The 25,954-nt window shown below is 62.5% G+C and carries 23 protein-coding genes and 4 tRNA genes; 21 read left to right on the top strand and 6 right to left on the bottom strand.

The genetic code is table 11. The features are described from left to right. Positions 1-16 precede the first annotated feature (16 nt). The gene (locus tag PFLCHA0_RS26415; RefSeq protein WP_011063552.1) at positions 17-478 is read left to right on the top strand and encodes a CreA family protein; all 462 of its coding nucleotides are present in this window, start codon (positions 17-19) and stop codon (positions 476-478) included. A gap of 116 nt (positions 479-594) precedes the next feature. Here PFLCHA0_RS26415 and rpsT read toward each other — a convergent pair whose 3' ends face one another. Further along, positions 595-873, bottom strand: coding sequence for a 30S ribosomal protein S20 (gene rpsT / locus PFLCHA0_RS26410; RefSeq protein ID WP_007924739.1), 279 nt, complete (start codon positions 871-873; stop codon positions 595-597). 252 nt (positions 874-1,125) lie between these two features. Between rpsT and murJ the strand changes: the two genes are divergently transcribed. The 6 genes from murJ to ispH all read left to right on the top strand — a co-directional run bounded on the left by murJ (position 1,126) and on the right by ispH (position 8,582). Then, the gene (gene murJ / locus PFLCHA0_RS26405) at positions 1,126-2,664 is read left to right on the top strand and encodes a murein biosynthesis integral membrane protein MurJ (protein ID WP_011063551.1); all 1,539 of its coding nucleotides are present in this window, start codon (positions 1,126-1,128) and stop codon (positions 2,662-2,664) included. Positions 2,665-2,792: 128 nt separating this feature from the next. Further along, complete coding sequence (ribF, locus tag PFLCHA0_RS26400) at positions 2,793-3,737, top strand: bifunctional riboflavin kinase/FAD synthetase (protein WP_011063550.1); 945 nt, start codon at positions 2,793-2,795, stop codon at positions 3,735-3,737. 13 nt (positions 3,738-3,750) lie between these two features. Further along, positions 3,751-6,582, top strand: coding sequence for an isoleucine--tRNA ligase (gene ileS / locus PFLCHA0_RS26395; RefSeq protein WP_015637091.1), 2,832 nt, complete (start codon positions 3,751-3,753; stop codon positions 6,580-6,582). After that, on the top strand, positions 6,575-7,087 hold the full coding sequence (lspA, locus tag PFLCHA0_RS26390; protein ID WP_011063548.1) for a signal peptidase II: 513 nt from the start codon (positions 6,575-6,577) through the stop codon (positions 7,085-7,087). Before ileS ends, lspA begins: the two co-directional genes overlap by 8 nt. After that, positions 7,080-7,532, top strand: a complete 453-nt coding sequence (gene fkpB / locus PFLCHA0_RS26385; RefSeq protein WP_011063547.1) for an FKBP-type peptidyl-prolyl cis-trans isomerase — start codon at positions 7,080-7,082, stop codon at positions 7,530-7,532. Before lspA ends, fkpB begins: the two co-directional genes overlap by 8 nt. Positions 7,533-7,634: 102 nt before the next feature. Next, positions 7,635-8,582 (top strand): 4-hydroxy-3-methylbut-2-enyl diphosphate reductase, encoded by a 948-nt coding sequence (gene ispH / locus PFLCHA0_RS26380; protein ID WP_011063546.1) that lies wholly within the window; start codon positions 7,635-7,637, stop codon positions 8,580-8,582. Here the strand turns inward: ispH and PFLCHA0_RS26375 are convergent, their stop codons facing one another. After that, positions 8,583-9,107 (bottom strand): GspH/FimT family protein, encoded by a 525-nt coding sequence (locus PFLCHA0_RS26375; protein ID WP_015637090.1) that lies wholly within the window; start codon positions 9,105-9,107, stop codon positions 8,583-8,585. It lies immediately after the preceding gene. Positions 9,108-9,238: 131 nt separating this feature from the next. Between PFLCHA0_RS26375 and PFLCHA0_RS26370 the strand changes: the two genes are divergently transcribed. Genes PFLCHA0_RS26370 through thiO form a run of 7 tightly spaced genes read left to right on the top strand, consistent with a single transcriptional unit; the run spans position 9,239 to position 15,958 of the window. Further along, positions 9,239-9,709: a GspH/FimT family pseudopilin gene (locus PFLCHA0_RS26370; protein ID WP_041120713.1), complete on the top strand. Its 471-nt coding sequence runs from the start codon at positions 9,239-9,241 to the stop codon at positions 9,707-9,709. Next, the gene (gene pilV / locus PFLCHA0_RS26365) at positions 9,706-10,149 is read left to right on the top strand and encodes a type IV pilus modification protein PilV (protein WP_015637088.1); all 444 of its coding nucleotides are present in this window, start codon (positions 9,706-9,708) and stop codon (positions 10,147-10,149) included. The genes PFLCHA0_RS26370 and pilV overlap by 4 nt, the downstream gene beginning before the upstream one ends. Then, a complete protein-coding gene (locus PFLCHA0_RS26360) occupies positions 10,146-10,856 on the top strand; it encodes a PilW family protein (RefSeq protein WP_015637087.1) in 711 nt (236 codons plus the stop codon). The genes pilV and PFLCHA0_RS26360 overlap by 4 nt, the downstream gene beginning before the upstream one ends. Beyond that, positions 10,856-11,338 carry a pilus assembly PilX family protein gene (locus PFLCHA0_RS26355; RefSeq protein ID WP_015637086.1) on the top strand — a complete coding sequence of 161 codons (483 nt, stop codon included), beginning with the start codon at positions 10,856-10,858 and terminating at the stop codon, positions 11,336-11,338. The genes PFLCHA0_RS26360 and PFLCHA0_RS26355 overlap by 1 nt, the downstream gene beginning before the upstream one ends. Next, on the top strand, positions 11,325-14,387 hold the full coding sequence (locus PFLCHA0_RS26350) for a pilus assembly protein (protein ID WP_015637085.1): 3,063 nt from the start codon (positions 11,325-11,327) through the stop codon (positions 14,385-14,387). Before PFLCHA0_RS26355 ends, PFLCHA0_RS26350 begins: the two co-directional genes overlap by 14 nt. 15 nt (positions 14,388-14,402) lie before the next feature. Further along, complete coding sequence (locus PFLCHA0_RS26345; RefSeq protein ID WP_015637084.1) at positions 14,403-14,804, top strand: type IV pilin protein; 402 nt, start codon at positions 14,403-14,405, stop codon at positions 14,802-14,804. 53 nt (positions 14,805-14,857) lie between these two features. Further along, on the top strand, positions 14,858-15,958 hold the full coding sequence (gene thiO / locus PFLCHA0_RS26340; RefSeq protein ID WP_015637083.1) for a glycine oxidase ThiO: 1,101 nt from the start codon (positions 14,858-14,860) through the stop codon (positions 15,956-15,958). Here the strand turns inward: thiO and PFLCHA0_RS26335 are convergent. The 3 genes from PFLCHA0_RS26335 to PFLCHA0_RS26325 form a co-directional block, all read right to left on the bottom strand. Further along, the gene (locus tag PFLCHA0_RS26335; RefSeq protein ID WP_041752595.1) at positions 15,955-17,289 is read right to left on the bottom strand and encodes a sigma-54-dependent transcriptional regulator; all 1,335 of its coding nucleotides are present in this window, start codon (positions 17,287-17,289) and stop codon (positions 15,955-15,957) included. The genes thiO and PFLCHA0_RS26335 overlap by 4 nt on opposite strands. Positions 17,290-17,714: 425 nt before the next feature. Further along, positions 17,715-17,948, bottom strand: a complete 234-nt coding sequence (locus tag PFLCHA0_RS26330; RefSeq protein WP_015637081.1) for a PP0621 family protein — start codon at positions 17,946-17,948, stop codon at positions 17,715-17,717. 124 nt (positions 17,949-18,072) lie between these two features. Then, on the bottom strand, positions 18,073-19,098 hold the full coding sequence (locus tag PFLCHA0_RS26325) for an outer membrane protein assembly factor BamD (RefSeq protein ID WP_011063536.1): 1,026 nt from the start codon (positions 19,096-19,098) through the stop codon (positions 18,073-18,075). A gap of 150 nt (positions 19,099-19,248) precedes the next feature. On the opposite strand from PFLCHA0_RS26325, the gene rluD reads away from it, so the two are divergent. From rluD to PFLCHA0_RS26290, 7 genes are all read left to right on the top strand, one after another. Beyond that, positions 19,249-20,211 (top strand): 23S rRNA pseudouridine(1911/1915/1917) synthase RluD, encoded by a 963-nt coding sequence (gene rluD / locus PFLCHA0_RS26320; RefSeq protein WP_011063535.1) that lies wholly within the window; start codon positions 19,249-19,251, stop codon positions 20,209-20,211. Further along, positions 20,208-20,933, top strand: a complete 726-nt coding sequence (gene pgeF / locus PFLCHA0_RS26315; RefSeq protein ID WP_015637079.1) for a peptidoglycan editing factor PgeF — start codon at positions 20,208-20,210, stop codon at positions 20,931-20,933. The genes rluD and pgeF overlap by 4 nt, the downstream gene beginning before the upstream one ends. A 130-nt stretch (positions 20,934-21,063) precedes the next feature. Continuing rightward, complete coding sequence (gene clpB / locus PFLCHA0_RS26310) at positions 21,064-23,628, top strand: ATP-dependent chaperone ClpB (RefSeq protein WP_011063533.1); 2,565 nt, start codon at positions 21,064-21,066, stop codon at positions 23,626-23,628. 296 nt (positions 23,629-23,924) lie between these two features. Next, positions 23,925-24,000, top strand: a tRNA-Asn gene (locus tag PFLCHA0_RS26305). 9 nt (positions 24,001-24,009) lie between these two features. Continuing rightward, a tRNA-Pro gene (locus tag PFLCHA0_RS26300) sits at positions 24,010-24,086 on the top strand. A gap of 5 nt (positions 24,087-24,091) precedes the next feature. Further along, a tRNA-Lys gene (locus PFLCHA0_RS26295) sits at positions 24,092-24,167 on the top strand. Positions 24,168-24,262: 95 nt separating this feature from the next. Next, a tRNA-Pro gene (locus tag PFLCHA0_RS26290) sits at positions 24,263-24,339 on the top strand. 223 nt (positions 24,340-24,562) lie between these two features. On the opposite strand, the gene PFLCHA0_RS26285 is transcribed toward PFLCHA0_RS26290, so the two are convergent. Beyond that, on the bottom strand, positions 24,563-25,774 hold the full coding sequence (locus PFLCHA0_RS26285) for an aminopeptidase P family protein (protein WP_015637078.1): 1,212 nt from the start codon (positions 25,772-25,774) through the stop codon (positions 24,563-24,565). Between the last annotated feature and the right edge of the window lie 180 nt (positions 25,775-25,954).

The following is a 25,954-nucleotide window of genomic DNA, read 5'->3' as shown; positions in this document are numbered from 1 at the left end:
GCGTAAGGAAAAGCGTATGCGCGTAGCAAAAGGATTGTTGGGCTTGCTCTTGGCGATGCCGTTCATGGCTTCGGCCGAGGAGATTGGCCAGGTGTCCACGGTGTTCAAGTTTGTCGGGCCGAATGACCGGATCGTGGTCGAGGCGTTCGATGATCCCAAGGTCGATGGGGTGACGTGCTATCTGTCGCGAGCCAAGACGGGTGGGCTCAAGGGTGGCCTGGGCCTGGCGGAAGATCGTGCGGAAGCCTCCATTGCCTGTCGTCAGGTGGGGCCTATTGCGTTCAAGGGTGAGCTCAAGGATGGCGACGAGGTATTCAAGGAGCGCACCTCGCTGGTATTCAAGACCATGCAGGTGGTGCGTTTCCTGGATAAGAAGCGCAATACCCTGGTGTACCTGGTCTACAGCGATCGCCTGATCGAGGGCAGTCCGCAGAATGCGGTGACGGCTATCCCGATCCTGCCCTGGCCGCACCCGTAACGGAGTTTCTCCTGGCATGCTGGCCCTCTGTTGAAGGCGGGGCTGGTTTGCCGGGTGGGTAAATCGCGGGCAATAAAAAACCGACCCTTGGGTCGGTTTTTTAACAAGCGTGTCGCTTAGGCTGCAGCAGCAAGGTTCAGAGCCTTGATGTGGCCATTCAGACGACCTTTATGGCGAGCAGCCTTGTTCTTGTGGATGATGCCTTTATCGGCCATGCGGTCGATAACTGGCACAGCCAGAACATAAGCAGCTTGCGCTTTTTCAGCGTCTTTTGCGTCGATGGCTTTAACTACATTCTTGATGTAGGTACGAACCATGGAACGCAGGCTGGCGTTGTGGCTGCGACGCTTCTCAGCCTGTTTTGCACGTTTTTTGGCGGAAGGTGAGTTGGCCACCGTCGAGCTCCTCGAAAGACTTTTTGGGAAATAGCAAACAAAATAGGCCGCGAATCATGCCGATGAGTTGAAGTCTTGTCAAGGGCGGGTGATGCGTTCCGCTGAGTGGTCGATCTGAAGAGGCGGGATATTTATTTCCGGCGCTTGACCTGTAAACTCGCGAGCTTTGGCTCTGTGCTGTTGCGGCGCGGAGTATCGCATAAGTGGGTGTCTTTTCGCCTGCTGTTTATCTACAAGGCGCAAAACCTTTTCATGAACCTGCTCAAGTCGTTGGCCGCCGTCAGCTCTATCACGATGCTTTCCCGGATACTGGGGTTTGTGCGTGACACCATCATCGCGCGCACTTTCGGTGCCGGGATGGCCACCGATGCCTTCTTCATTGCCTTCAAGCTGCCCAACCTGCTGCGGCGCATCTTTGCCGAAGGAGCGTTCTCCCAGGCGTTCGTGCCGATCCTGGCGGAATACAAGAGCCAGCAGGGGGAAGAGGCGACCCGTACCTTCATTGCCTATGTCTCGGGTCTGCTGACCCTGGTCCTGGCGCTGGTGACGGCTTTGGGCATCATCGCCGCGCCCTGGGTGATCTGGGCCACGGCACCGGGGTTCGTCGACTCTCCGGAAAAGTTCGCCCTGACCTCTGACCTGTTGCGGGTGACCTTTCCTTATATATTGCTGATCTCGCTGTCGTCTCTGGCCGGGGCAATCCTCAATACCTGGAATCGTTTCTCGGTGCCGGCCTTCGTGCCGACCCTGCTCAACGTCAGCATGATCATTTTTGCGGTGTTTCTCACGCCGTACTTCGATCCGCCAGTGATGGCTCTGGGCTGGGCGGTGCTGGCTGGTGGCCTGGCGCAGTTGCTGTATCAGCTGCCGCACCTGAAGAAGATCGGCATGCTGGTGCTGCCACGCCTGAACCTGCGGGATACCGGGGTCTGGCGGGTGATGAAGCAGATGCTGCCGGCGATTCTCGGGGTTTCGGTGAGCCAGATCTCGTTGATCATCAACACCATCTTCGCCTCTTTCCTGGTAGCCGGTTCGGTGTCGTGGATGTATTACGCCGACCGCCTGATGGAGCTGCCGTCCGGTGTGCTGGGGGTGGCGCTGGGCACCATTCTTCTGCCGACCCTGGCCAAGACCTACGCCAGCAAGGACCGCCACGAGTATTCGCGGATTCTCGATTGGGGCCTGCGCCTGTGTTTCATCCTGGTGCTGCCGTGCTCCCTGGCCCTGGGTATCCTCGCTGAGCCGCTGACTGTGTCACTGTTCCAATACGGTGAGTTCAGTGCCTTCGATGCGTCCATGACCCAGCGTGCGCTGGTGGCTTATGCCGTGGGTTTGCTGGGGATCATCGTGATCAAGGTGCTGGCGCCGGGCTTCTATGCGCAGCAGAACATTCGTACACCGGTGAAAATCGCCATCTTTACGCTGATCGTCACCCAACTGCTGAACCTGGCCTTTATCGGCCCCCTGAAACACGCGGGCCTGGCCCTGGCCATCAGCGCCGGGGCCTGTATCAACGCCGGACTGCTGTTCTACCAGTTGCGCAAGCAGCAGATGTTCCAGCCGCTGCCAGGGTGGGGGCGGTTCACCTTGAAGTTGCTGTTGGCGGTCGCGGTCATGTCCGCGGTATTGCTGGGCCTGATGCATTTCATGCCGGCCTGGGATCAAGGCCACATGCTCCAGCGGTTCCTGCGCCTGGGCGTGCTGGTGGTGGCTGGGGTGGTGGCATATTTCGGCATGCTGGCGCTGCTGGGCTTCCGTTTGCGCGACTTCAATCGCAAGGCCTTGAACTGACGGCTGTTTAGTCGCCAGGGCAGGGCAGGCATCGGTTTTGTCGGATCAACCACATTGGGTGCGGTGCTGCCTGTCGTCGGCCGCCGGGTGTGGTTATAATCGACCACTTTATGAGCAAGAAGCGCGTTATGCAGCTGGTTCGAGGCCTCCACAATCTGCGCCCCCAGCATCGGGGCTGCGTCGCCACTATTGGCAACTTTGACGGTGTTCACCGTGGTCACCAGGCTATCCTGGGCCGGCTGCGCGAACGTGCGCTCGAGTTGGGCGTGCCCAGCTGCGTGGTGATTTTCGAGCCCCAGCCGCGGGAATTCTTTGCCCCCGAGACGGCTCCGGCGCGTCTGGCCCGCCTGCGGGACAAGCTGCAGTTGCTGGCTGACGCCGGTGTCGACCGGGTGCTGTGCCTGGCCTTCAACCAGCGCCTGAGCAAACTCAGCGCCAGCGAGTTCGTCGAGCGAATCCTGGTGGATGGCCTGGGTGTACAGCACCTGGAAGTGGGTGATGACTTCCGCTTCGGTTGCGACCGGGTCGGTGATTTTGACTTCTTGCAGCAGGCCGGAGCCACCCACGGCTTTACCGTGGAGGCGGCGCAGACCGTCGAGCTCGACGGCCTGCGGGTGAGTAGTACCCAGGTTCGCAATGCCCTGGCCGCCGCCGATTTCGATCTGGCCGAGCGCCTGCTGGGTCGCCCGTACCGCATTGCCGGGCGGGTGTTGCACGGCCAGAAACTGGCGCGCCAGTTGGGTACGCCCACTGCCAATGTGCAGTTGAAGCGCCGTCGCGTGCCGCTTTCCGGGGTGTACCTGGTGAGCGTCGAGCTCGATGGCAGGACCTGGCCCGGCGTCGCCAATATCGGCGTGCGGCCCACGGTTGCAGGTGATGGCAAGGCCCACCTGGAAGTACATCTTTTAGATTTTGCCGGCGATCTGTATGACCGGCGTTTGACGGTGGTTTTCCACCACAAGCTGCGTGAAGAGCAGCGTTTCGCCTCCCTGGAGGCGTTGAAGACGGCGATCAATGCGGATGTTGCCGCCGCCCGTGCCCAAGTGGCACGTATCCATAGCGCCAATCGCTAATGAAGAGCCTTAAATGACCGACTATAAAGCCACGTTAAACCTTCCGGACACCGCCTTCCCAATGAAGGCCGGCCTGCCTCAGCGCGAACCACAGATTCTGCAGCGTTGGGACAGCATTGGCCTGTACGGAAAGTTGCGCGAGATTGGCAAGGATCGTCCCAAGTTCGTACTGCACGACGGTCCTCCCTATGCCAACGGCTCGATTCACATCGGTCATGCGGTCAACAAGATTCTCAAGGACATGATCATCCGCTCGAAAACCCTGGCGGGTTTCGACGCGCCTTACGTTCCTGGCTGGGACTGCCACGGTCTGCCGATCGAGCACAAGGTCGAGGTGACCCACGGCAAGAACCTGTCCTCGGACCAGACCCGCGAGCTGTGCCGCGCCTACGCTTCCGAGCAGATCGAAGGGCAGAAGGCCGAGTTCATCCGCCTGGGTGTGCTGGGCGACTGGGCCAATCCCTACAAGACCATGAACTTCGCCAACGAGGCCGGCGAGATCCGTGCCCTGGCGGAAATGGTCAAGGGCGGCTTCGTGTTCAAGGGCCTGAAGCCGGTGAACTGGTGCTTCGACTGCGGCTCGGCCCTGGCTGAAGCAGAAGTCGAGTATCAGGACAAGAAGTCCGCGACCATCGACGTGGCCTTCCCGGTCGCCGACGAAGCCAAGCTGGCCGGCGCCTTCGGCCTGGCCAAGCTGGCCAAGCCTGCTGCCATCGTGATCTGGACCACCACCCCCTGGACCATCCCGGCCAACCAGGCGCTGAACGTACACCCTGAGTTCAACTATGCCCTGGTCGACACCGGCGAACGCCTGCTGGTGCTGGCCGAAGAGCTGGTGGAATCCTGCCTGGCCCGCTACAACCTGGAAGGCTCGGTGATTGCCACGGCTCCAGGTTCGGCCCTGGAACTGATCAATTTCCGTCATCCGTTCTACGATCGTCTGTCGCCGGTGTATCTGGCCGAATACGTGGAGCTGGGTGCCGGCACTGGCGTGGTTCACTCGGCCCCGGCCTATGGTGAAGACGACTTCGTGACCTGCAAGCGTTATGGCATGGTCAACGACGACATCCTCAACCCGGTGCAGAGCAACGGTGTCTACGCGACATCGCTGGAGTTCTTCGGCGGCCAGTTCATCTGGAAGGCCAACCCGGCCATTGTCGACAAGCTGAGCGAAGTCGGTGCGCTGCTGCACACCGAAACCATCAGCCACAGCTACATGCACTGCTGGCGCCACAAGACCCCGCTGATCTATCGCGCCACCGCGCAGTGGTTCGTTGGCATGGACAAGCAGCCGGAAGCCGGCGACACCCTGCGCCAACGCGCCCTGCAAGCCATCGAAGACACCCAGTTCGTACCGGCCTGGGGCCAGGCACGCCTGCACTCGATGATCGCCAACCGCCCGGACTGGTGCATCTCCCGCCAGCGCAACTGGGGTGTGCCGATCCCGTTCTTCCTGAACAAGGAAAGCGGCGACCTGCACCCACGCACTGTCGAGCTGATGGAAGAAGTGGCCCAGCGCGTCGAGCAGGAAGGCATCGAGGCCTGGTTCAAGATGGACGCCGCTGAGCTGCTGGGCGACGAAGCCGCCCAGTACGACAAGATCAGCGACACCCTGGACGTCTGGTTCGACTCCGGGACCACTCACTGGCACGTGCTGCGCGGTTCGCACCCCATGGGCCACGAAAGCGGTCCGCGGGCCGACCTGTACCTGGAGGGCTCCGACCAGCACCGTGGCTGGTTCCACTCGTCCCTGCTCACCGGTTGCGCCATCGACAACCACGCGCCGTACCGCGAACTGTTGACCCACGGCTTCACCGTGGACGAGAACGGCCGCAAGATGTCCAAGTCCCTGGGCAACGTGATCGCGCCACAGAAGGTCAACGACACCCTGGGTGCCGACATCATGCGCCTGTGGGTCTCGGCCACCGACTACTCCGGCGAGATGGCGGTTTCCGATCAGATCCTGCAGCGCAGCGCCGACGCCTACCGGCGGATCCGCAACACTGCGCGTTTCCTGCTTTCCAACCTGAGCGGCTTCAACCCGGCCACCGACCTGCTGCCGGCCGAAGACATGCTGGCCCTGGACCGTTGGGCCGTGGACCGTACCTTGTTGCTGCAGCGCGAGCTGGAGCTGCACTACGGCGAATACCGCTTCTGGAACGTCTACTCCAAGGTGCACAACTTCTGCGTGCAGGAGTTGGGCGGCTTCTACCTCGACATCATCAAGGACCGCCAGTACACCACCGGCGCCAACAGCAAGGCGCGCCGCTCGGCGCAGACCGCGCTGTACCACATCTCCGAAGCGCTGGTGCGCTGGATCGCACCGATCCTGGCCTTCACCGCCGATGAGCTGTGGGAATACCTGCCGGGCGAGCGTAACGAATCCGTGATGCTCAACACCTGGTACGAAGGCCTGACCGAATTGCCCGCGGACTTCGAACTGGGCCGCGAGTACTGGGAAGGCGTGATGGCCGTCAAGGTTGCGGTGAACAAGGAGCTGGAAGTTCAGCGCGCGGCCAAGGCCGTCGGTGGCAACCTGCAAGCCGAAGTCACCCTGTTTGCCGAGGATGGCCTGGCCGCTGACCTGGCCAAGCTGAGCAACGAACTGCGTTTCGTGCTGATCACCTCGACCGCCAGCCTGGCCCCGTTTGCCCAGGCACCAGCGGACGCCGTGGCCACCGAAGTACCGGGCCTCAAGCTCAAAGTCGTCAAGTCGGCCTTCCCCAAGTGCGCCCGTTGCTGGCACTGCCGTGAAGACGTCGGTGTGCACCCTGAGCACCCGGAAATCTGCGGTCGTTGTGTAGACAACATCAGCGGAGCAGGCGAGGTCCGTCACTATGCCTAACGCCGCAGGCCGTTTCGGCCGTCTGGGCTGGCTGTGGTTGAGCGTGCTGGTCCTGGTCATCGACCAGGTCAGCAAGCTGCACTTCGAAAGTTCGCTGAGCATGTACCAGCAGATTGTGGTGATCCCGGATTACTTCAGTTGGACCCTGGCCTACAACACCGGCGCCGCCTTCAGCTTCCTCGCTGACGGCTCCGGCTGGCAGCGCTGGCTGTTCGCCCTGATCGCGATTGCGGTCAGTGCGGTGCTGGTGGTCTGGCTCAAGCGTCTGGGGCGCAATGAAACCTGGCTGGCCATCGCTCTGGCGCTGGTGCTGGGCGGGGCCCTGGGTAACCTGTACGACCGCATCGCACTGGGCCATGTGATCGATTTCATCCTGGTGCACTGGCAGAACCGCTGGTACTTCCCGGCATTCAACTTCGCCGACAGTGCCATTACCGTTGGCGCGGTGATGCTGGCCCTGGATATGTTCAAGAGCAAGAAAACCGGAGAAGCCGTTCATGACTGAACAGGTATTGACTGAGCAACGCATCGGTCAGAACACGGAAGTCACTTTGCATTTCGCATTGCGCCTGGAGAACGGCGACACCGTAGACAGCACGTTCGACAAGGCCCCGGCGACCTTCAAGGTCGGCGATGGCAACCTGCTGCCAGGGTTCGAGGCGGCGCTGTTCGGCTTCAAGGCCGGCGACAAGCGCAACCTGACCATCGAACCGGAAAACGCCTTCGGCCAGCCCAACCCGCAGAACGTGCAGGTCATCCCGCGTTCGCAGTTCCAGGACATGGAGCTTTCGGAAGGCTTGCTGGTGATCTTCAACGATGCGGCGAACACCGAGTTGCCAGGTGTGGTCAAAACTTTCGATGACGCGCAGGTGACCATCGATTTCAACCACCCGCTGGCCGGCAAGACCTTGACCTTCGACGTTGAAATCATCGACGTCAAAGCGCTTTAAAAGCATCGCCGGCATGCCGTCTTCTATTATCCAGGAGCCGGCTGCAGGCGATCCGCTGTCTACAACGATCTAACTTCTTGCGCGCAAGACACGAGGCACAGCATGCAAATCAAACTCGCCAACCCCCGTGGCTTCTGCGCCGGCGTGGACCGGGCGATCGAAATCGTCAATCGCGCCCTGGAAGTCTTCGGGCCGCCGATCTACGTCCGGCATGAAGTGGTGCACAACAAATTTGTCGTCGAAGACCTGCGCAATCGTGGAGCGATCTTCGTCGAAGAGCTGGACCAGGTGCCGGATGATGTCATCGTCATCTTCAGCGCCCACGGTGTTTCCCAGGCGGTGCGCAGCGAGGCTGCAGGTCGTGGCCTCAAAGTGTTCGACGCCACCTGCCCGCTGGTGACCAAGGTGCATATCGAAGTGGCGCGCTACAGCCGCGACGGCCGTGAATGCATCCTGATCGGCCACGCCGGCCACCCCGAGGTCGAAGGCACCATGGGCCAATACGACGCCAGCAATGGCGGCGCCATCTACCTGGTGGAAGACGAAAAGGATGTGGCCGAATTGCAGGTGCGCAACCCCGAGCGCCTGGCATTCGTGACCCAGACCACCTTGTCCATGGATGACACCAGCCGGGTGATCGATGCCTTGCGCACGCGCTTTCCGGCCATCGGCGGGCCACGCAAGGACGACATCTGCTACGCCACGCAGAACCGTCAGGACGCGGTCAAGCAACTGGCCGACGAATGCGACGTGGTGCTGGTGGTCGGCAGCCCCAACAGCTCCAACTCCAACCGCCTGCGCGAGCTGGCCGAACGCATGGCCACCCCGGCCTACCTGATCGACGGTGCCGAAGACCTGCAGCGCAGCTGGTTCGATGGAGTGGAGCGCATCGGCATTACCGCCGGCGCCTCGGCCCCGGAAGTGCTGGTGCGTGGCGTGATCCAGCAACTGCAGGCCTGGGGTGCCACCGGCGCCGATGAGCTGGCCGGCCGCGAAGAAAACATCACCTTCTCCATGCCCAAAGAGCTGCGGGTTCGCTCGCTGCTCTGATCAGCCGACGCCTGCACACAAGGCCTGCTCGGCGTTTTCCCTGCGCAGGCTGACCCTCCCGCTACGTGACAGCACCACTTGATGGCGGCTGTACTCCTGGCCTGCCTGGCAGACATGGAGTGTTCCGGCCTGGAAGGCGCCACTGGGCAGCAGCGGATGGCCCAGGGCACTGAAGCGCACGAAGTGCTGCACCGGGCGATTGCCCACGATCAATACCTGCCCACTGCCTTGGCGCTCGATCAGTTGCGGGTTGCGTGCGTCCTGGGCGCCCTTGCCGCTGATATCCAGGATGATCCTCCAGCCCCGGCTCCAGTCGTCCTCCAGCCCATGGATCAAGACCGTGCGCTGGTGCAGGATCGCTGCCGCCCGGGCGTTGCGCAGGCCACTGGCGAGCATCTGCGCGGCGTCCTGCTGGCGATTGGAGCGCAGCAGCTCACTCATGGCGCTACCGGAAAGCGGCAGCAGCAGGGCCAGCAGAACCAGTGTGGTCAGCAGTTCAATCAGGCTGAAGCCTTTCTCATGCATGGGGTCTCCCTCCCTGGGGACGACGGTTTCACGCAATCCGTGCGTGTTCATTGAGCAAATGGCCAAAGCGCCGGTCTATGGAGGGTCCGGGCGCTTGCCTGTTATAGCCGATGACACTTCCAAGGCCGGCCATGAATTTGCATACAAAGGGTTTCACCTTGCTGGAATTGCTCGTCGCCCTGGCGATCGCGGCCCTTCTTCTGGGCCTGGTGGTGCCAGCCTATCGCACCACCGTGCAGCGAGTGCGTGCCGACACCGAGATCAATCAACTACACCAGGCCCTGGCTTACGCACGGTTGGAAGCGATCAATCGCCGCCAGAGGGTCGGGATTCGCCCGGCTGCCAAGGACGCTCCCTGGAACGGCGAATTAATGGTGTATGCGGGGCAGGACCCCGGAGGCAATGTATTGCGGGTTGTTCCAGCCATCAGTCCGGGGGCCACCCTGACGCTAACCTCAGATGACCACAGCATCGATTTCAATCGCCTCGGCGGCTTGGCGGCCAGTGATGCGCTGCACATCGTCTATGGACTGGACCAGCAGCGGCGGGTGATCAGTGTCTGTCTCAATGGGCGGGTGATAGCAGCGGAGAACTGCGGATGAACGTGCGGGATGCACAGGATGGCATGACCCTGATCGAGGTGCTGGTGGCGCTGTTGATACTGGCGGTGGGCCTGCTGGGTGCGGCGGCGGTGCAGATCAAGGCGCTGCAGTACACCGACAGCTCACGGATGACCACCCAGGCCAGCTTTATTGCCTATGACATGCTCGACCGGATCCGCGCCAACGCCGCCGCCGACTACAGCGTGGCGATACCGGCCGAGGGCAACCCGGGCAATGTGCGGGATCAGGACCTGTACGACTTCGCCGCCAATATCGCGAGCTTCGCCGGCCCCAGCGGCAAGGGCAGCATCAGCGTCAAGCAGCATGTCTACACCATTCGCATCACCTGGGACGACTCCCGTGCCGAAGGCCGGGAGGGCAGCCTGCGTAGCCTGGAGCTCAGCAGCCGGGTTGCAGCGCAACCGGGAGGCTTGCCGTGAACCGGGCCGATAGTGGCTTCGGCCTGGTGGAGATGATGCTGGCACTGGCCTTGAGCCTGGTGCTGGTACTGGGGGTGGCCCAGGTATTCATTGCGGCGAAGAACACCTACCAGAGTCAGAGCGCTGCCGCCTACCTGCAGGAGGATGCTCGCTTTGTCCTGAGCAAGATGCTTCAGGAAATCCGCATGGTGGGGCTGTTCGGTTGCCTGCGGACCATCAGTGATGCCAGCACGGCACGGGAGTTCTCGCACTATGCGGCGACACCGATCCAATGGGACAACGCCGAGCAGAAACTGACCCTGATCACCGCCGATGTCGGGGACGATGGCGGTACGCCGACCTGGAGCGTGGTCAGCGACTGCCAGCGCAGCGCCGTAGCCTATTCAGGCGCTCATCGAGGGGCCGGCGCTGAGCAGGTGTTCGCCCTGCGCCGGCTGTTCTACAGCCTGAAGAATCGCCAGTTGCTGCTGGGCAGTGGCCTTGGCAAGCAGCAAGCGGTGCTGCTGGACAACGTCGAAGCCTTTGATGTGAGTTTCGGCATGGCCCGTTCGGCCACAGACATTGCCGCCTCCAGCTACAGTCGCAACCCGTTGGACCCGGAACGGATCCGCAGTGTGCGCTTGCGCCTGACCCTGGTCGACCCCCATGACCGCGTGCGCCCGCAGACCTATAGCGTGGTCGCGGCCCTGCGCAACAGGTTGCCCTGATGACGCGCTTGCGAGGTCGGGTTCCTCTCGGGCAGCGGGGCATGGCGTTGCTGGTCAGCCTGGTTTTCCTGTTGCTGCTGACCCTGATCGGGCTCTCGTCGCTGCAGAACGCTACCCTGCAGGAAAAAATGGCCGCCAGCCTGACTCTGCACAACCACGCATTCCAGGCCGCCGAAGCTGCGCTGCGGGTGGGGGAGAGTGCGGTGCAGCAGGATGATTTCCGCTTGCCGGTATGTGCCAGCCCTGTTCAGTGCGCGCCTCCCGCCGAATCAGCGCTGGTCAAGGCTCCTGGAGTCAATGCTGCTTCGGCGGTGCTGTGGATCGCCAGCGGCTCTGGCTTCTACGGGGTGCAGAACCTCGGTGTTTCACAGGATGCGGTGAATGTGCCGAGCAATACTCCGGCCACCTTGTATCGCGTGACCGCTGTCGGTCTGGCCGGGCAATCGCGCAGTGTGCTGGAGAGCATCTATGCCAAGTATTGATCGGGGCATGCGTCGGCGCGGCTGGCGAAGCCTGGGCGCGCTGCTGCTGAGCCTGTTGCCGGTACCTCTAGCCATGGCGTTCAATCCTGCCAGCACCCCGCTTCTTGGTGCCGCGGCGGTGGCGCCGAACGTGATGCTGGTGCTGGATGACTCCCTCGGCATGAACAGCATTGTCCATGCCCGGGAGTTCGATCCGCTGCTCGCCCGGGCTGCGGTCTGGCGCTGTGCCGGAGTGGGGGGCGAGTGTGCTCGGGGTGAGCGACTTGCAGGCCAGGCGATTGCCTTGTCCAGCCTCGGCGAGTCGGGGTGCCGGGCAGGCTTTCACAGCTTCCATGATCCCGAGCGTGGGGTGCGCTGCCTGAAGCTGCCGGACCCGGTTGGGGCGGGAAATACGCTGTACTCCGCGGACTACCTGTCCTGGCTACTGGCGCAGGCCAAGGGACGGGAGCGAGACTTCACTGACGGTTCCATTCCCAACGACTACCGGATGAATGTGGCTCGGCGGCTGGCCACGGCCCTGGTGACCCGGTATCGCTGGCTGCGCCTGGGGTTGGCCACCTTCAACCCGCCGGCCCCGGGTGATCCGGGCCCTGGGGGTTACATTGCCCGTCCCATCAGCGACCTGTCGGCCATTGAAGGCGCTGTGAGCCCGGTCCAGGCCGAGGCCAATTACCAGGCCCTGCTGGCGACAATCAACGGCCTCAAGGCCGGCGGTCATACGCCGTTGGCGGAAACCTACTACGAGATCACCCGCTACCTGCGCGGCATGGTGCCGTACTACAACCTTTCACCGGCGCTCTACAGCAGCCCCATTCAATACCGTTGCCAGAAGAACTACGGGGTGGTGATCAGTGCCGGCGCGGCGGATCACGATACTCAGTTCCCGCTCAACGACCCTTTGGGGGCGGGGCGCCTGCCCAACTGGGACGGGATCGGCAACGATGGTGGCGAGCGCGATGGGCAGACCCTGTTCCTCGATGACCTGGCCAAGTTCGCCTTCGATATCGACTTGCGTGGCCCAGGAGTGGATGAGGCCGGTAAAAGCTGGGCGGCGGTGGATTTCCCCCGTCAGTACCTGAATACCTTCACGGTGGGTTTCCAGGCCCACAATCCTCTGCTGATGGGCGCTGCGGACTACGGCCAGGGTGAGTATTTCCAGGCCCGCAGCAACCTTGAACGCGTGCTGGCAAGCGTTCTGGGCGAAGGCGTAGCCAGTGCCGTGACTGCCGGCAGTGGTGTACTGGATGCCGCCAGTGGTCGTTATTACCAGAGCCAGTACGACCCGGTCGATTGGCATGGCACGATCCGCGCCTACGGCATCGACAATCAGGGCCGAGTGGCTGTCGGTTCGCCGTTGTGGAGCAGCGATAGTGGCGTGGATGGTGCCGGCGCGGCGGTAATCCATGAGACCTGGAACACTGCCAGCCGGCGTCCGGTGAGCCTGGCCTACGGCAACTTGTCCACCGCTCAGCGTGGCGAACTTGAGCAGTCGTTGCCTGCAGGTGTCAGTGGCGCCGAGTTACTGCGCTGGAGCCAGGGCCGCTCCGTGAGCGGGCTCAGGGAGCGCCGCTATCAGTTGGGAGATATCGTCAATTCGCCGCTGGTGCTGGCAACTGCCGGGCAGCGCAGTGCTGTCGATGGGGCTGCCGGGGGCGACTACAGCCGCTACCTGGCACAGAAAGCCACGGCCATGGCGACGCGCTTGTTGGTGAACAGCAATGACGGGTTGTTCAATGTGCTGGACCCGGCCAGCGGTGAGCGCCTCTATGGCTACATGCCCTCCAGCGCGTTGGGCGCCCTGGCGCAGGTCGCCGATCCCGGTTATCGGCGGGGCGAGCGCCATCGCTATCTGGTGGATGGTCCCCTGGCGGTGTTCGATGGGCAGCGGGGCGGTGCCTGGCAAACCCTGGCCCTGGGGGGCGTCGGGGCGGGCGGCAAGAGTTTCTTTGCGGTGCGTCTGTTCGACGCCGTGCACGGCAATACGCCTGGCGCCTTGTGGGAAATCGGCGCTCCTCCCGAGCCGGACCGCAATCATCCTTTCAATGACCTGGGGTATGCCTATGCCCGCCCACAGGTAGCGCGCTTGGCCGATGGTCGCTGGGCGGCCTTCATCGGCAATGGCTACGGCAGCCATTCCGGGGTGGCAGCGCTGTATGTGGTGGACCTGAATGATGGCTCGCTGATTCGCGAGATCGCCATTGACGACCAGCCTGACAATGGCCTGTCGTCCGTCACCCTCAAGGTCAATGCACGCAATGAAGTGCAGGCGGCCTATGCGGGCGACCTCAAGGGGCGACTGTGGAAATTCGAGCTGTCCGGCAACGATAGCGCCAGCTGGCATCTGGCATTTGCCGGGCAGCCCTTGTTCCGCACCGCGGGAGGCGCCAGCCAGCCGATCAGCGCACCGCCGCGCCTGCTCGATCATCCCCGTGGTGGCCAATTGGTGCTGTTCGGTACGGGCAAGCTCAACGAGACCCGGGACAAGCAAAGCCGGGCGCGCCAGGGATTCTATGGCGTGTGGGACGCCGAGGGCGGTCCTGGGGGCATTGGCGAAAGTCAGTTGCAGGTGCAGCACCTTGAGGCCGGGTTCAGCGCGGCGGCCGGCAGTTTCCTGCGCAGCACCCTCAACGAGGTGCGTTATCCGGCGCAGCGCGGCTGGTACCTGCCCCTGGTACAAGGTGGCCTGGCAGCCGGCGAGCGGGTGCTCAACGAGGCGACCCTGGTGGCCGGCAGGGTGGTGTTCAGCACCCTGCAACTGGAGCCCGACGACCCTTGTTCGAGTGCCGGCAGTGGGAAATTGATCGAGCTGGAGGCGTTCAGCGGTAAGATGCTCGACGCTGCGGTGCTCGACACCAATGGCGACGGGGTCGTGGATGACCAGGACCAGCCCTCCAGCGGCGTGCGCTACGTCGGCACCGTGCCCAGCCTTGGCGGAGTTGCCAGCAATGGCGCCCGCAAGATCATCAGTGACTCCAGGGGTGGCATCAGCACCCTGGTGGAAAGGCCCGGCGGTGGCAGCCGGCGCATCCTGTGGCGACAAATCCAGTAAGCGAGATTCTTGACCATGCGCAGATCCAACCAAGGTTTTACCCTGATCGAAATCATGATCGTGATTGCGATCATCGGTCTGGTCCTTACGTTGAGCCTTCCCAGCATCACCGAATACGTGAAAAAACCGCACCGCAGCGAAATCGCGGTACTGCTTACCGAGCAGGCGCAGCAGCTTGAACGGCATTTCTCCAAGGCTGGGGTCTACAGCAACGCCCCGGACCTGAGCGCCGGCAATGAGTACTACAGCATTGCCGCAACCCTGACCGACACCGGCTTCTCCCTGACCGCGACCCCGAAGGACGATGGGCTGATGGCGGCGGATAAATGCGGCAGTTTCAGCATCGACCAGACCGGCGCGACCCGCATCAGCGGCCAGGCCGAAGGGCTGACCGCCAAGGATTGCTGGGGGCGCTGAGCACCTGATTCGGGCCGCGGCGCCCACTGTCTTTCTCATGATTGGATCGGACTATGGCTAAGCAACAGCAAGTGCTGGTGGTGGGCGGCGGGGTGATCGGCCTGCTCACCGCCTTCAATCTGGCGTCCCAGGGCCAGCAGGTACGGCTTCTGGAACGTTCGGACCTGGGGCGTGAATCGTCCTGGGCCGGTGGTGGGATCGTCTCGCCGCTTTACCCCTGGCGCTACAGCCCGGCGGTCACTGCCCTGGCGCACTGGTCGCAGGATTTCTACCCACAACTGGCCCAGCAACTGTTCAATGCCACCGGTGTCGACCCGCAAGTGCATGTCACCGGCCTCTACTGGCTGGACCTGGAGGATGAAGCCCAGGCCCTGGAGTGGGCCAAGCGTGAAGGCCGGCCGATGAGTGCTGTGGATATCTCGGCGGTGTATGACGCGGTGCCGGTGCTGGGCAATGGTTATCAACAGGCGATCTACATGGCCGATGTGGCCAACGTGCGCAACCCGCGCCTGGTCAAATCCCTGAAGGCGGCGTTACAGGCGTTGCCTAATGTGCAAATCGATGAGCAATGCACCGTCAGTGGTTTTATCCGCGAAGGCCAGCAAGTGGTGGGGGTCGATAGCTCGCTGGGCGAGGTTCGCGCTGATCAGGTGGTGCTCTGCGCGGGGGCCTGGAGTGGCGAACTGCTGGGCAGCCTGGGCCTGGAACTGCCGGTGGAGCCGGTGAAGGGGCAGATGATCCTCTACAAGTGTGCTGCCGACTTTCTGTCCTGCATGGTCCTGGCCAAGGGGCGCTATGCCATCCCGCGGCGCGATGGCCACATTCTGGTGGGCAGCACCCTGGAGCATGAAGGCTTCGACAAGACCCCGACCGTTTCGGCCCTGGAGAGCCTCAAGGCCTCCGCGGTCGAGCTGATTCCCGCCCTCGCCGAGGCCGAGGTGGTCGGGCACTGGGCCGGGCTGCGCCCGGGCTCTCCGGAAGGCATTCCCTACGTGGGGCCGGTTCCGGGCTTTGCTGGCCTGTGGCTCAACTGCGGGCACTACCGCAATGGCCTGGTGTTGGCGCCGGCCTCCTGCCAGCTGTTCTGCGACCTGCTGCTGGGGAACCCGCCGATCATCGACCCGGCGCCTTATGCGCCTGAAGGTCGGATCTAGTCCAGCCCGAGCTTCTTCATGCGGTAACGCATCGAACGAAACGACAGGCTCAGCCGCCGGGCCGCCGCCGTGCGGTTCCAGCGGGTTTCCTCCAGGGCCTGGAGCAGCAGCTGGCGCTCCACCTGTTGCAGGTGCAGCGCCAGGTCTAGCTGGGTGGCCGCCGCCGATGATCGGGCTTCAAGGCTGTCGGCTCTGGGCAACTGCAGGTCGTCTGTTTCTATCCAGCGTCCTTCGCATAGGGTCTGCGCCCGTTCCAGCAGGTTTTCCAGCTCTCGCACGTTGCCCGGAAAGTCATAGCGCTCCAGGGCTTGCAGGGCTTCGGGACGTAGCTGGACGGCAGGCTGTCCGCTGTCCCTGGCCAGGCGCTGCAGGACGTGCCCGGCCAGTGCGGGGATGTCGCCACGGCGCTCGCGCAACGCAGGGACTCGCAACTCGATGACGTTCAGGCGGTAGTAGAGGTCCTGGCGAAAGCGTCCGGTCTCTACCTCGTTTTTCAGGTCCTTGTGGGTGGCACAGAGAATCCGCACGTCGACGGTTTTTTCCTGTTGGCTGCCTACAGGGCGCACGGATTTTTCCTGCAAGGCTCGCAGCAGTTTTACTTGCATGGCCAGGGGCAGGTCGGCGACCTCATCAAGAAACAGGGTGCCGCCGTGGGCGGCTAGAAATAACCCGGGCTGATCGCTGACGGCGCCACTGAAGCTGCCTTTGCAATGGCCGAAGAGTTCACTCTCCATCAATTCGGAAGGAATCGCCCCGCAGTTGACCGGGACGAACGGGTATCGGGCCCTGGGGCCAAGCTGGTGGAGCAGGCGGGCGACCCGTTCCTTGCCACTGCCGGATTCACCGCTGATATAGACCGCCGCCAGGCTGTGGGCCAGCTTGTCGATGTGGCGACGCAGGGCATTCATGGGCGCCGAGTCTCCCAGCAATTGCCGGGCTGGGTCATCCGTTGCGCAGTCCGTGGCCTGCTTCAGGCTGGCACCTACCCAAGCGCGCAGTTGCTTGAGGTCCAGAGGCTTGTGCAGCAACTGGCAGGCTCCGGCCTGCAGGGCGCCCGCGCTGGCCTGTGCACAGGCGCCGTTGCTTAGCAGCGCCACAGGAAGGTTGGGGTGGGACTGGCGGATGTGCCGCAGCAGCTCCAGCCCGCTGCCGTCCGGTAGCTGCAGGTCGGTCAGGCACAGGTCAAAGCGCTCCCGGGCCAGGCGGCCACGGGCTTCCTGCAGGGTGCGCGCACTTTGGGTGTGCAAGCGCATTCGGCCCAGAGTGATCTCCACAAGGGCGCGGGTTTCCGTGGCGTCATCGACCACCAGCACCGATTGCCGTGGGTTCATGGCGGCTGCAGTTTTCATCCGTGAGTGAGGAGCGGGCGACAGTGCTCGCCCGATGGGCGTGAACTCAAGTCTAGGCCCGACGGGGTAGCGGCGCAGGGGATGGGCCACTGGTCATCCTGCCGGGCATCCTGAAGGTGCGCGTCGTCGGGACGTTGTGGTGCCCATGGATGGGGGGCTACAGCGCTCTGCCCGAGAGCGAAACGGCGAGTGGGCGCCAACAGGCTATTTTGTCGCCAATTGTTCGGCCGGGGTTGGCACTTGGGCCTTCCCGTTCCTGGGTAGAGGTTCGAAGCCTGGGAGAGGCGAGGGAGGAAGGGGGCGACGAGCCGGTTCATGCGCTGACCAAGGCCTGGAATAGTCCGTGTCAGACGCCATTTTTCGCCCCCGAGTTCCTTGCCTCGGGTATCCGCAGTGGGCCTGGGGGCTCAGCGGTCCTGGTTTCCCGGCCCTTGTTGCAGGTGTGCCTGGCTGCAGTACCACTGTTGCGACTGGCTCAGGGCCCGGTCCTGGGGCAGGTGCACGCCGCAATGGGCGCAACGCACCATGGGCGTAGTGGCCGGTTCATTGGGGGAGCGAGGGGCGGCGACAGGACGCTTGAACTTGCGCCAGAACCATACCGCGGCGGCAATCAGAGCGATCCAGAACAGTAGACGAACCATGGCAACCAGCTTTTTGAAGGGGGAGGGGGCAGTTTAGCCAAGCGCCCGACGGGCGCACAGGCCCATCAGTGTGCGGGCATAAAAAAGGGAGACTTCAAGTCTCCCTTTCCGGCCTGCGGGGTGATCAGTCGAACACGCCGAAGGTCATGTAGCTGAACCAGGAGCGGTCGCTATTGTTGTTGCCGGCAGCCTCGTGCTCTTCTTCCTCGACCACGTCGCCGTTGCTGTCTTTAGGCTTGAGCTCGGACGGAATGGCGTCCTTGGCATCCTGGTACTGCTTCATCACGTCCTGGTTGGCGCGGGTTTCTCCCGGCGGCAGCGGAGGACGGGACTCGATCAGGCCCAGGGTGGCCTTGCTCAGCCACGAACGGTTGTCGGCTTCAGCCACGCGTGGCACGAACTGACCGTCCACCAGGCTAGGGTGGTTGGGGTAGTTGAGCTTGAGAGTTTCCAGGCTGGTGGCAGCCAGTTCATCCAGGTGCAGGCGCTGGTAGGCCTCGGTCATCACCGCCAGGCCGTCGCCGACCGATGGGGTTTCCTGGAAGTTCTCCACTACGTAGCGGCCACGGTTGGCGGCGGCGACATAGGCCTGGCGTGTCAGGTAATAGTCGGCTACGTGGATCTCGTAGGCAGCCAGCAGGTTGCGCAGGTAGATCATGCGCTGCTTGGCGTCCGGCGCGTAGCGGCTGTTGGGGAAGCGGCTGGTCAGCTGGGCGAACTCGTTGTAGGAGTCGCGGGCGGCACCCGGGTCACGCTTGGTCATGTCCAGCGGCAGGAAGCGCGCCAGCAGGCCGACGTCCTGGTCGAACGAGGTCAGGCCCTTGAGGTAGTAGGCGTAGTCCACGTTCGGGTGCTGGGGGTGCAGGCGAATGAAGCGCTCGGCGGCGGACTTGGCGGCCTCCGGCTCGGCATTCTTGTAGTTGGCGTAGATCAGCTCGAGCTGTGCCTGATCGGCGTAGCGACCAAAGGGATAGCGCGATTCCAGGGCCTTGAGCTTGGCGGTGGCGCTGGTATAGCTGTGGTTGTCCAGGTCGGTCTGCGCCTGCTGGTACAACTCGACTTCGCTCAGGTTTTCGTCAACGACTTCCTTCGATGAGCAAGCAGCGGTCAGTGCGAGGATGGCGATCAGCAGCAGGTGTTTCACTTGCATGGCGGCTTGCGTCCCTATGACGGCCGCTGTCTTGGGCGGGGCCGTCCTGTTATGATGAGCGCCCCGTTGAAAGCCTCGGGGCAAAAGACGCCGTATTTAACCACAAGCGCGCAGCCGAAACCAAAGGCTGTGCCGACGCCCAGTCCGAGCATGTCCGATAAAATTGAACTTCGCGCAGAGGTGCCGTCCGAACTGGGCGGTCAACGCCTCGATCAAGTCGCCGCCCAACTATTCGCTGAGCATTCGCGCTCGCGCCTTTCCGCCTGGATCAAGGACGGTCGCCTGACTGTGGACGGAGCGGTCATCCGCCCGCGGGACATCGTGCACGGCGGCTCCATTCTTGAGCTGACTGCCGAGCAGGAGGCCCAGGGCGAGTGGATCGCCCAGGATATCGAGCTGGACATCGTCTATGAAGATGACGACATCCTGGTGATCAACAAGCCTGCGGGCCTGGTGGTGCACCCGGCTGCCGGCCATGCCGACGGCACCCTGCTCAATGCCCTGCTGCATCACATCCCGGACATTATCAATGTGCCGCGGGCCGGTATCGTCCACCGCCTGGACAAGGACACCACAGGACTGATGGTGGTGGCCAAGACCATCCAGGCGCAGACCCAACTGGTGGCCCAGCTGCAAAGCCGCAGTGTCAGCCGCATCTATGAATGCATCGTGATCGGCGTGGTAACCGCCGGGGGCAAGATCAACGCTCCGATCGGCCGTCATGGCCAGCAGCGCCAGCGCATGGCGGTGATGGAAGGCGGCAAGCAGGCCGTCAGCCACTACCGGGTCCTGGAACGTTTCCGTTCCCACACCCATGTGCGGGTCAAGCTGGAAACCGGTCGTACCCACCAGATCCGGGTGCACATGGCCCACATCAACTTCCCGCTGGTGGGGGATCCAGCCTACGGCGGCCGCTTCCGCATTCCGCCGGCGGCGAGCCAGACCATGGTCGACTCGCTGAAGAACTTCCCGCGCCAGGCCCTGCATGCACGCTTCCTGGAGCTGGATCATCCGACCACCGGTATCCGCATGAGCTGGGAATCGCCGCTGCCGGACGATTTCGTCTGGCTGCTGTCGCTGCTCAAGCAGGACCGTGAGGCGTTCATCGGATGAATGACTGGCTGATTCCCGACTGGCCCGCGCCGGCCGGAGTCAAAGCCTGTACTACCACCCGCGCTGGCGGCGTCAGCCTGACGCCGTTCGACAGCCTCAACCTGGGCGACCATGTCGACGATCAGCCGCAAGCAGTGGCCGAGAATCGCCGTCGCCTGAGCGAACACTTCGGCATCGCCCCGGCCTGGCTGCAACAGGTGCACGGGGTGGCCGTGGCCCACGCCGACCCTTCCATGGTCGCGACCGCGGACGCCAGTTGGTCCGCCACCCCGGGCGTTGCCTGTGCGGTGATGACGGCCGACTGCCTGCCGGCACTGTTCTGCAACCATGCCGGAACCCGAGTCGCCGCGGCCCATGCCGGCTGGCGCGGGTTGGCGGCGGGAGTGCTGGAAGCCACCCTCGACAGCCTGCATACGCCCTGCGCCGAGGTGCTGGTGTGGCTGGGGCCGGCCATTGGCCCGCAGCGCTTTGAAGTGGGGCCCGAGGTGCGTGAAGCCTTCGTCGCCCAGTTGCCGGCAGCCGAGCAGGCCTTTGTGCCGAGCGCCAATGCCGGGCGCTTCATGGCCGATATCTATCAGCTGGCGCGCCTGCGACTGGCTGCCTGTGGTGTGACTGCCGTGTACGGTGGCGGCTATTGCACCGTCAGCGATCCCCGCTTCTTTTCCTACCGGCGCAGCCCGCGCACCGGGCGTTTTGCCTCCCTTATCTGGCTTGAGCGCTAGACTAATCTGACTTGTGTCAAGCTGCTGACGCTTGAATCTCCCAGAATCGACCGCATCTAGTGAAACATCTGGCAGGTTTCTCTATTTAGGTGTGTCCATCGCTCCGGCCTGCTCAAAAGGAAGGTGACTAATGCGTATAGACCGATTAACCAGCAAATTGCAGCTGGCCTTATCCGATTCTCAATCTCTGGCGGTTGGCCTCGATCATCCGGCCATTGAACCGGCGCACCTGATGCAGGCGCTGCTGGAACAGCAGGGCGGCTCGATCAAGCCTCTGCTGATGCAGGTGGGCTTCGACGTCAACAGCCTGCGCAAGGAACTGAGCAAAGAGCTCGACCAGCTGCCGAAAATCCAGAACCCCACTGGCGACGTCAACATGTCCCAGGATCTGGCGCGCCTGCTCAACCAGGCCGACCGCCTGGCGCAGCAGAAAGGCGACCAGTTCATCTCCAGCGAGCTGGTGCTGCTGGCCGCCATGGATGAGAACAGCAAACTCGGCAAATTGTTGCTGGGCCAGGGCGTGAGCAAGAAAGCCCTGGAGAACGCCATCAACAACCTGCGTGGCGGTGAGGCGGTGAATGACGCCAACGTCGAAGAGTCGCGCCAGGCCCTGGACAAGTACACCGTCGACCTGACCAAGCGCGCCGAAGACGGCAAGCTTGATCCGGTAATCGGCCGTGACGACGAAATTCGCCGGACCATCCAGGTGCTGCAACGCCGGACCAAGAACAACCCGGTGTTGATTGGTGAACCAGGCGTGGGTAAGACCGCCATCGCCGAAGGCCTGGCCCAGCGGATCATCAACGGCGAAGTGCCCGATGGCCTCAAAGGCAAGCGCTTGCTGTCCCTGGACATGGGCGCCTTGATCGCCGGTGCCAAATACCGTGGCGAGTTCGAAGAACGCCTGAAGTCTTTGCTTAATGAACTGTCGAAGCAGGAAGGGCAGATCATCCTGTTCATCGATGAGCTGCACACCATGGTCGGCGCTGGTAAAGGCGAAGGCTCGATGGATGCGGGCAATATGCTCAAGCCGGCCCTGGCCCGTGGCGAGCTGCACTGCGTGGGCGCCACCACGCTCAACGAATACCGCCAATATATAGAGAAGGACGCAGCCCTCGAGCGGCGCTTCCAGAAAGTGTTGGTGGATGAGCCGAGCGAGGAAGACACCATTGCTATCCTGCGCGGCCTGAAAGAGCGCTATGAGGTGCACCACAAGGTGGCGATCACCGACGGCGCGATCATTGCCGCGGCCAAGCTCAGCCATCGTTACATCACTGACCGGCAACTGCCGGACAAGGCCATCGACCTGATCGACGAGGCCGCCAGCCGCATCCGCATGGAGATCGACTCCAAGCCGGAAGTGCTGGACCGTCTGGAGCGGCGCCTGATTCAGCTCAAGGTTGAATCCCAGGCCCTGAAGAAAGAAGACGACGAGGCCGCGATCAAGCGCCTGGAAAAACTCCAGGAAGAGATTGTCCGCCTGGAGCGTGAATACGCTGACCTGGAAGAAGTCTGGACCTCGGAGAAAGCCGAAGTACAGGGTTCTGCGCAGATCCAGCAGAAGATCGAGCAGTCGCGCCAGGAACTGGAAGCGGCGCGTCGTAAAGGCGATCTCAATCGCATGGCCGAGCTGCAGTACGGGGTGATTCCGGACCTGGAGCGCAGCCTGCAGATGGTCGATCAGCACGGCCACAGCGAGAACCAGTTGCTGCGCAGCAAGGTTACCGAGGAAGAGATTGCCGAAGTGGTGTCCAAGTGGACCGGCATTCCAGTGTCGAAAATGCTTGAAGGCGAGCGCGACAAGCTGCTGAAGATGGAAAGCCTGCTGCACGAGCGGGTGATTGGCCAGAACGAAGCCGTGGTGGCGGTGGCCAACGCTGTGCGCCGTTCCCGAGCCGGGTTGTCCGACCCGAACCGGCCCAGCGGTTCGTTCATGTTCCTCGGCCCGACCGGCGTGGGTAAGACCGAACTGTGCAAGGCCCTGGCGGAATTCCTCTTCGATACCGAAGAGGCCATGGTGCGGATCGACATGTCCGAGTTCATGGAGAAACATTCCGTGGCTCGCCTGATCGGTGCGCCACCAGGCTATGTCGGTTATGAAGAGGGCGGTTACCTGACCGAAGCCGTGCGTCGCAAGCCGTACTCGGTGATTCTTCTGGACGAAGTCGAGAAGGCGCACCCGGATGTGTTCAACATCCTGCTGCAGGTCCTGGAAGATGGCCGTCTGACGGACAGCCACGGGCGTACCGTGGATTTTCGCAATACGGTGATCGTCATGACCTCCAACCTGGGGTCGGCGCAGATCCAGGAGCTGGTAGGGGATCGCGAGGCACAACGTGCGGCGGTGATGGACGCGGTGTCCACCCACTTCCGGCCGGAGTTCATCAACCGGGTCGACGAAGTGGTGATCTTCGAGCCTCTGGCACGGGATCAGATCGCCGGCATCACGCAGATCCAGTTGGGTCGCCTGCGCAGTCGCCTGGCGGAGCGCGAGCTGAGCCTGGAACTGAGCGACGAGGCCTTGGACAAGCTGATCGCTGTGGGTTACGACCCGGTGTATGGCGCACGACCGCTGAAACGGGCCATCCAGCGCTGGATCGAGAACCCGTTGGCGCAGTTGATCCTCTCCGGCGGTTTCCTGCCGGGAGCTACGGTTACCGCCTCGGTGCAGGACGACGAAATCGTCTTCGCCTGATCGCTGATCGGTGGGTTTATAGAGGAGGCCTCGCATTGCGAGGCCTTTTTTTTCACTAGGGCGTTGAACTGTAAGGAAAAGGCTTGTAAAGTGCGCCCCGCAGTCAGTCACCCCCGAGGTTTTTTCTGTTCAAGAAGAAACCGGCAATGAAGTCGCAAATCATTGTCTTAAAAGCAATTTAAGGGGTTGACAGGGGTTTTTAAGATTGTAAAATAGCGCGCCTCAGAGACATGAACGTAGCGATACGAACAAGTCGAAGAGGATGAAGTAAAAAGTTGTAACTTGAAATATGTAGTTCCGTGATAGCTCAGTCGGTAGAGCAAATGACTGTTAATCATTGGGTCCCAGGTTCGAGTCCTGGTCACGGAGCCAATTTCAAACCGGGGTATAGCGCAGTCCGGTAGCGCGCCTGCTTTGGGAGCAGGATGTCAGGAGTTCGAATCCCCTTACCCCGACCATTTTTGGGTCGTTAGCTCAGTTGGTAGAGCAGTTGGCTTTTAACCAATTGGTCGTAGGTTCGAATCCCACACGACCCACCATTTTTGAAACCAGTTAGCGCTGGAATCGAATCTTAAGAACAGAGGCCAAAAGCGCTGTTCGAAGAAGGCGCCTCTAGAAGGTGCCTTTTTTTTACCGGGGTATAGCGCAGTCCGGTAGCGCGCCTGCTTTGGGAGCAGGATGTCAGGAGTTCGAATCCCCTTACCCCGACCATATTCACGAAAAAGGGCACCTCATTGAGGTGCCCTTTTTCGTATGTCCGTGGAAAAGTTCGCAGCCCCGCTGGCGTCGAGCCTGGGTAGGGTACCTACGGCCCTTGATGCCTCGATTGTGCTTGTGCTGAATGTTCTCCGTCACTGTATTTGGCTGATGACTCGAGTCATGGCTGAAGCGGCGAGCCTTTTCTGTGGGGGAGGGCGTTTTCCAGGCAGTTGAGTCAACTGCCAATGATGTTGTACCGCGGCCCGTACGGCAGCCCGGTGATATTGCACGCGCCGTGCTCGTCGACGATCAGGATGTCGTGTTCCCGATAACCGCCGGCACCGGGCAGGCCTTCGGGCAGCCTGATCATCGGTTCGATGGACACCACCATGCCGGGCTCAAGAATGGTCTCCACATCCTCACGAAACTCCAGCCCGGTCTCGCGCCCATAGTAGTGGTTGAGGATGCCGAACGAATGGCCATAGCCGAAGGTACGGTATTGCAGCAGGTCGTGTTCCAGGTAGAGGGCGTTCAGTTGTCGAGCGATATCGCTGCAGCGTGCGCCGGGCTTGACCAGTTGCAGCCCGGCTTCATGCACCTGGACGTTGATCTCCCACAATCGTAGGCAGGCGTCGGGGCAATGGCCGAGGAACAGCGTGCGCTCCAGGGCGGTGTAGTAGCCGGCGATCATCGGGAAGCAGTTGAGGCTCAGCACTTCTCCTGGGCTGACCCGTCTCGAGGTCAGTGGATTGTGGGCGCCATCGGTATTGAGCCCGGACTGAAACCAGGTCCAGGTATCCATCAGTTCGGCCCCCGGAAACGCCTCGGCAATCGCCCGCACCATGGCCTGGGTGGCGTGTCCGGCCACTTCGTATTCCGGTACCTGGTCGTGCAGGGCTTCGATGGCGGCGGCCCCGCCGATGTCTGCAATCCGCGCACCCTGGCGGATCAGCGCTTGCTCTTCGGCGGACTTGAGCATGCGCAGGTTCATGCAGGGCGCGGCGATGTCCAGTAACTGTGCCTGGGGATAGAGCTCGGCAAAGGCCCGGTGATTGGGCAGGGTCAGATGATCGAACTCCAGCCCCAGGCGCGAAGCGCGGGGCAGGGCCTGCTTGACCGCGACGAAGAAATTGCCCCGCTGCCAGTCGGTGTAGATCACCTGGGCATCGCAGGTCGCCCGCCGTCCCGGTTGGCCGCCGTCGATATTGGCGCTGATCAGCACGCTGTGTTCCTGGGTCACCACGAGGGCGTACTGGCGGCCGAAGGAGCAATACAGGAAGCCGGCGTAGTAGTTGATGTTGTGGTACGAGGTGAACAGCGCGGCGTCAATGTCCTGTTGCGCCATGTAGGCCCGCAGGGCGCCCAGGCGTCGAGCGTATTCTTTGGGGGAGAAGGTGGCAGGGGCTTTGTCACCGTTGTGCAACTCAAGCGTCTGGGGCATCTGCATGGCCTGGGTCCTTGTCTGCTATGAGCGATGCATGGCGCCACACGGGGTGGGCCGTGACACTGCATTGCAGCAGATAGGGCGGGGGCAGGCATGTGCGGTACCGACCTTGAGCTGGTTGTCAGCGCTGTTTTGCGGGTCATGGCCATGGGCGCCGATGACGCCGGGGCAAGTGCTGGTTGT

This window comes from Pseudomonas protegens CHA0 (genome assembly GCF_000397205.1).
GTDB lineage: Bacteria > Pseudomonadota > Gammaproteobacteria > Pseudomonadales > Pseudomonadaceae > Aquipseudomonas > Aquipseudomonas protegens.
This window is presented reverse-complemented; position numbering and strand designations above follow the sequence as displayed.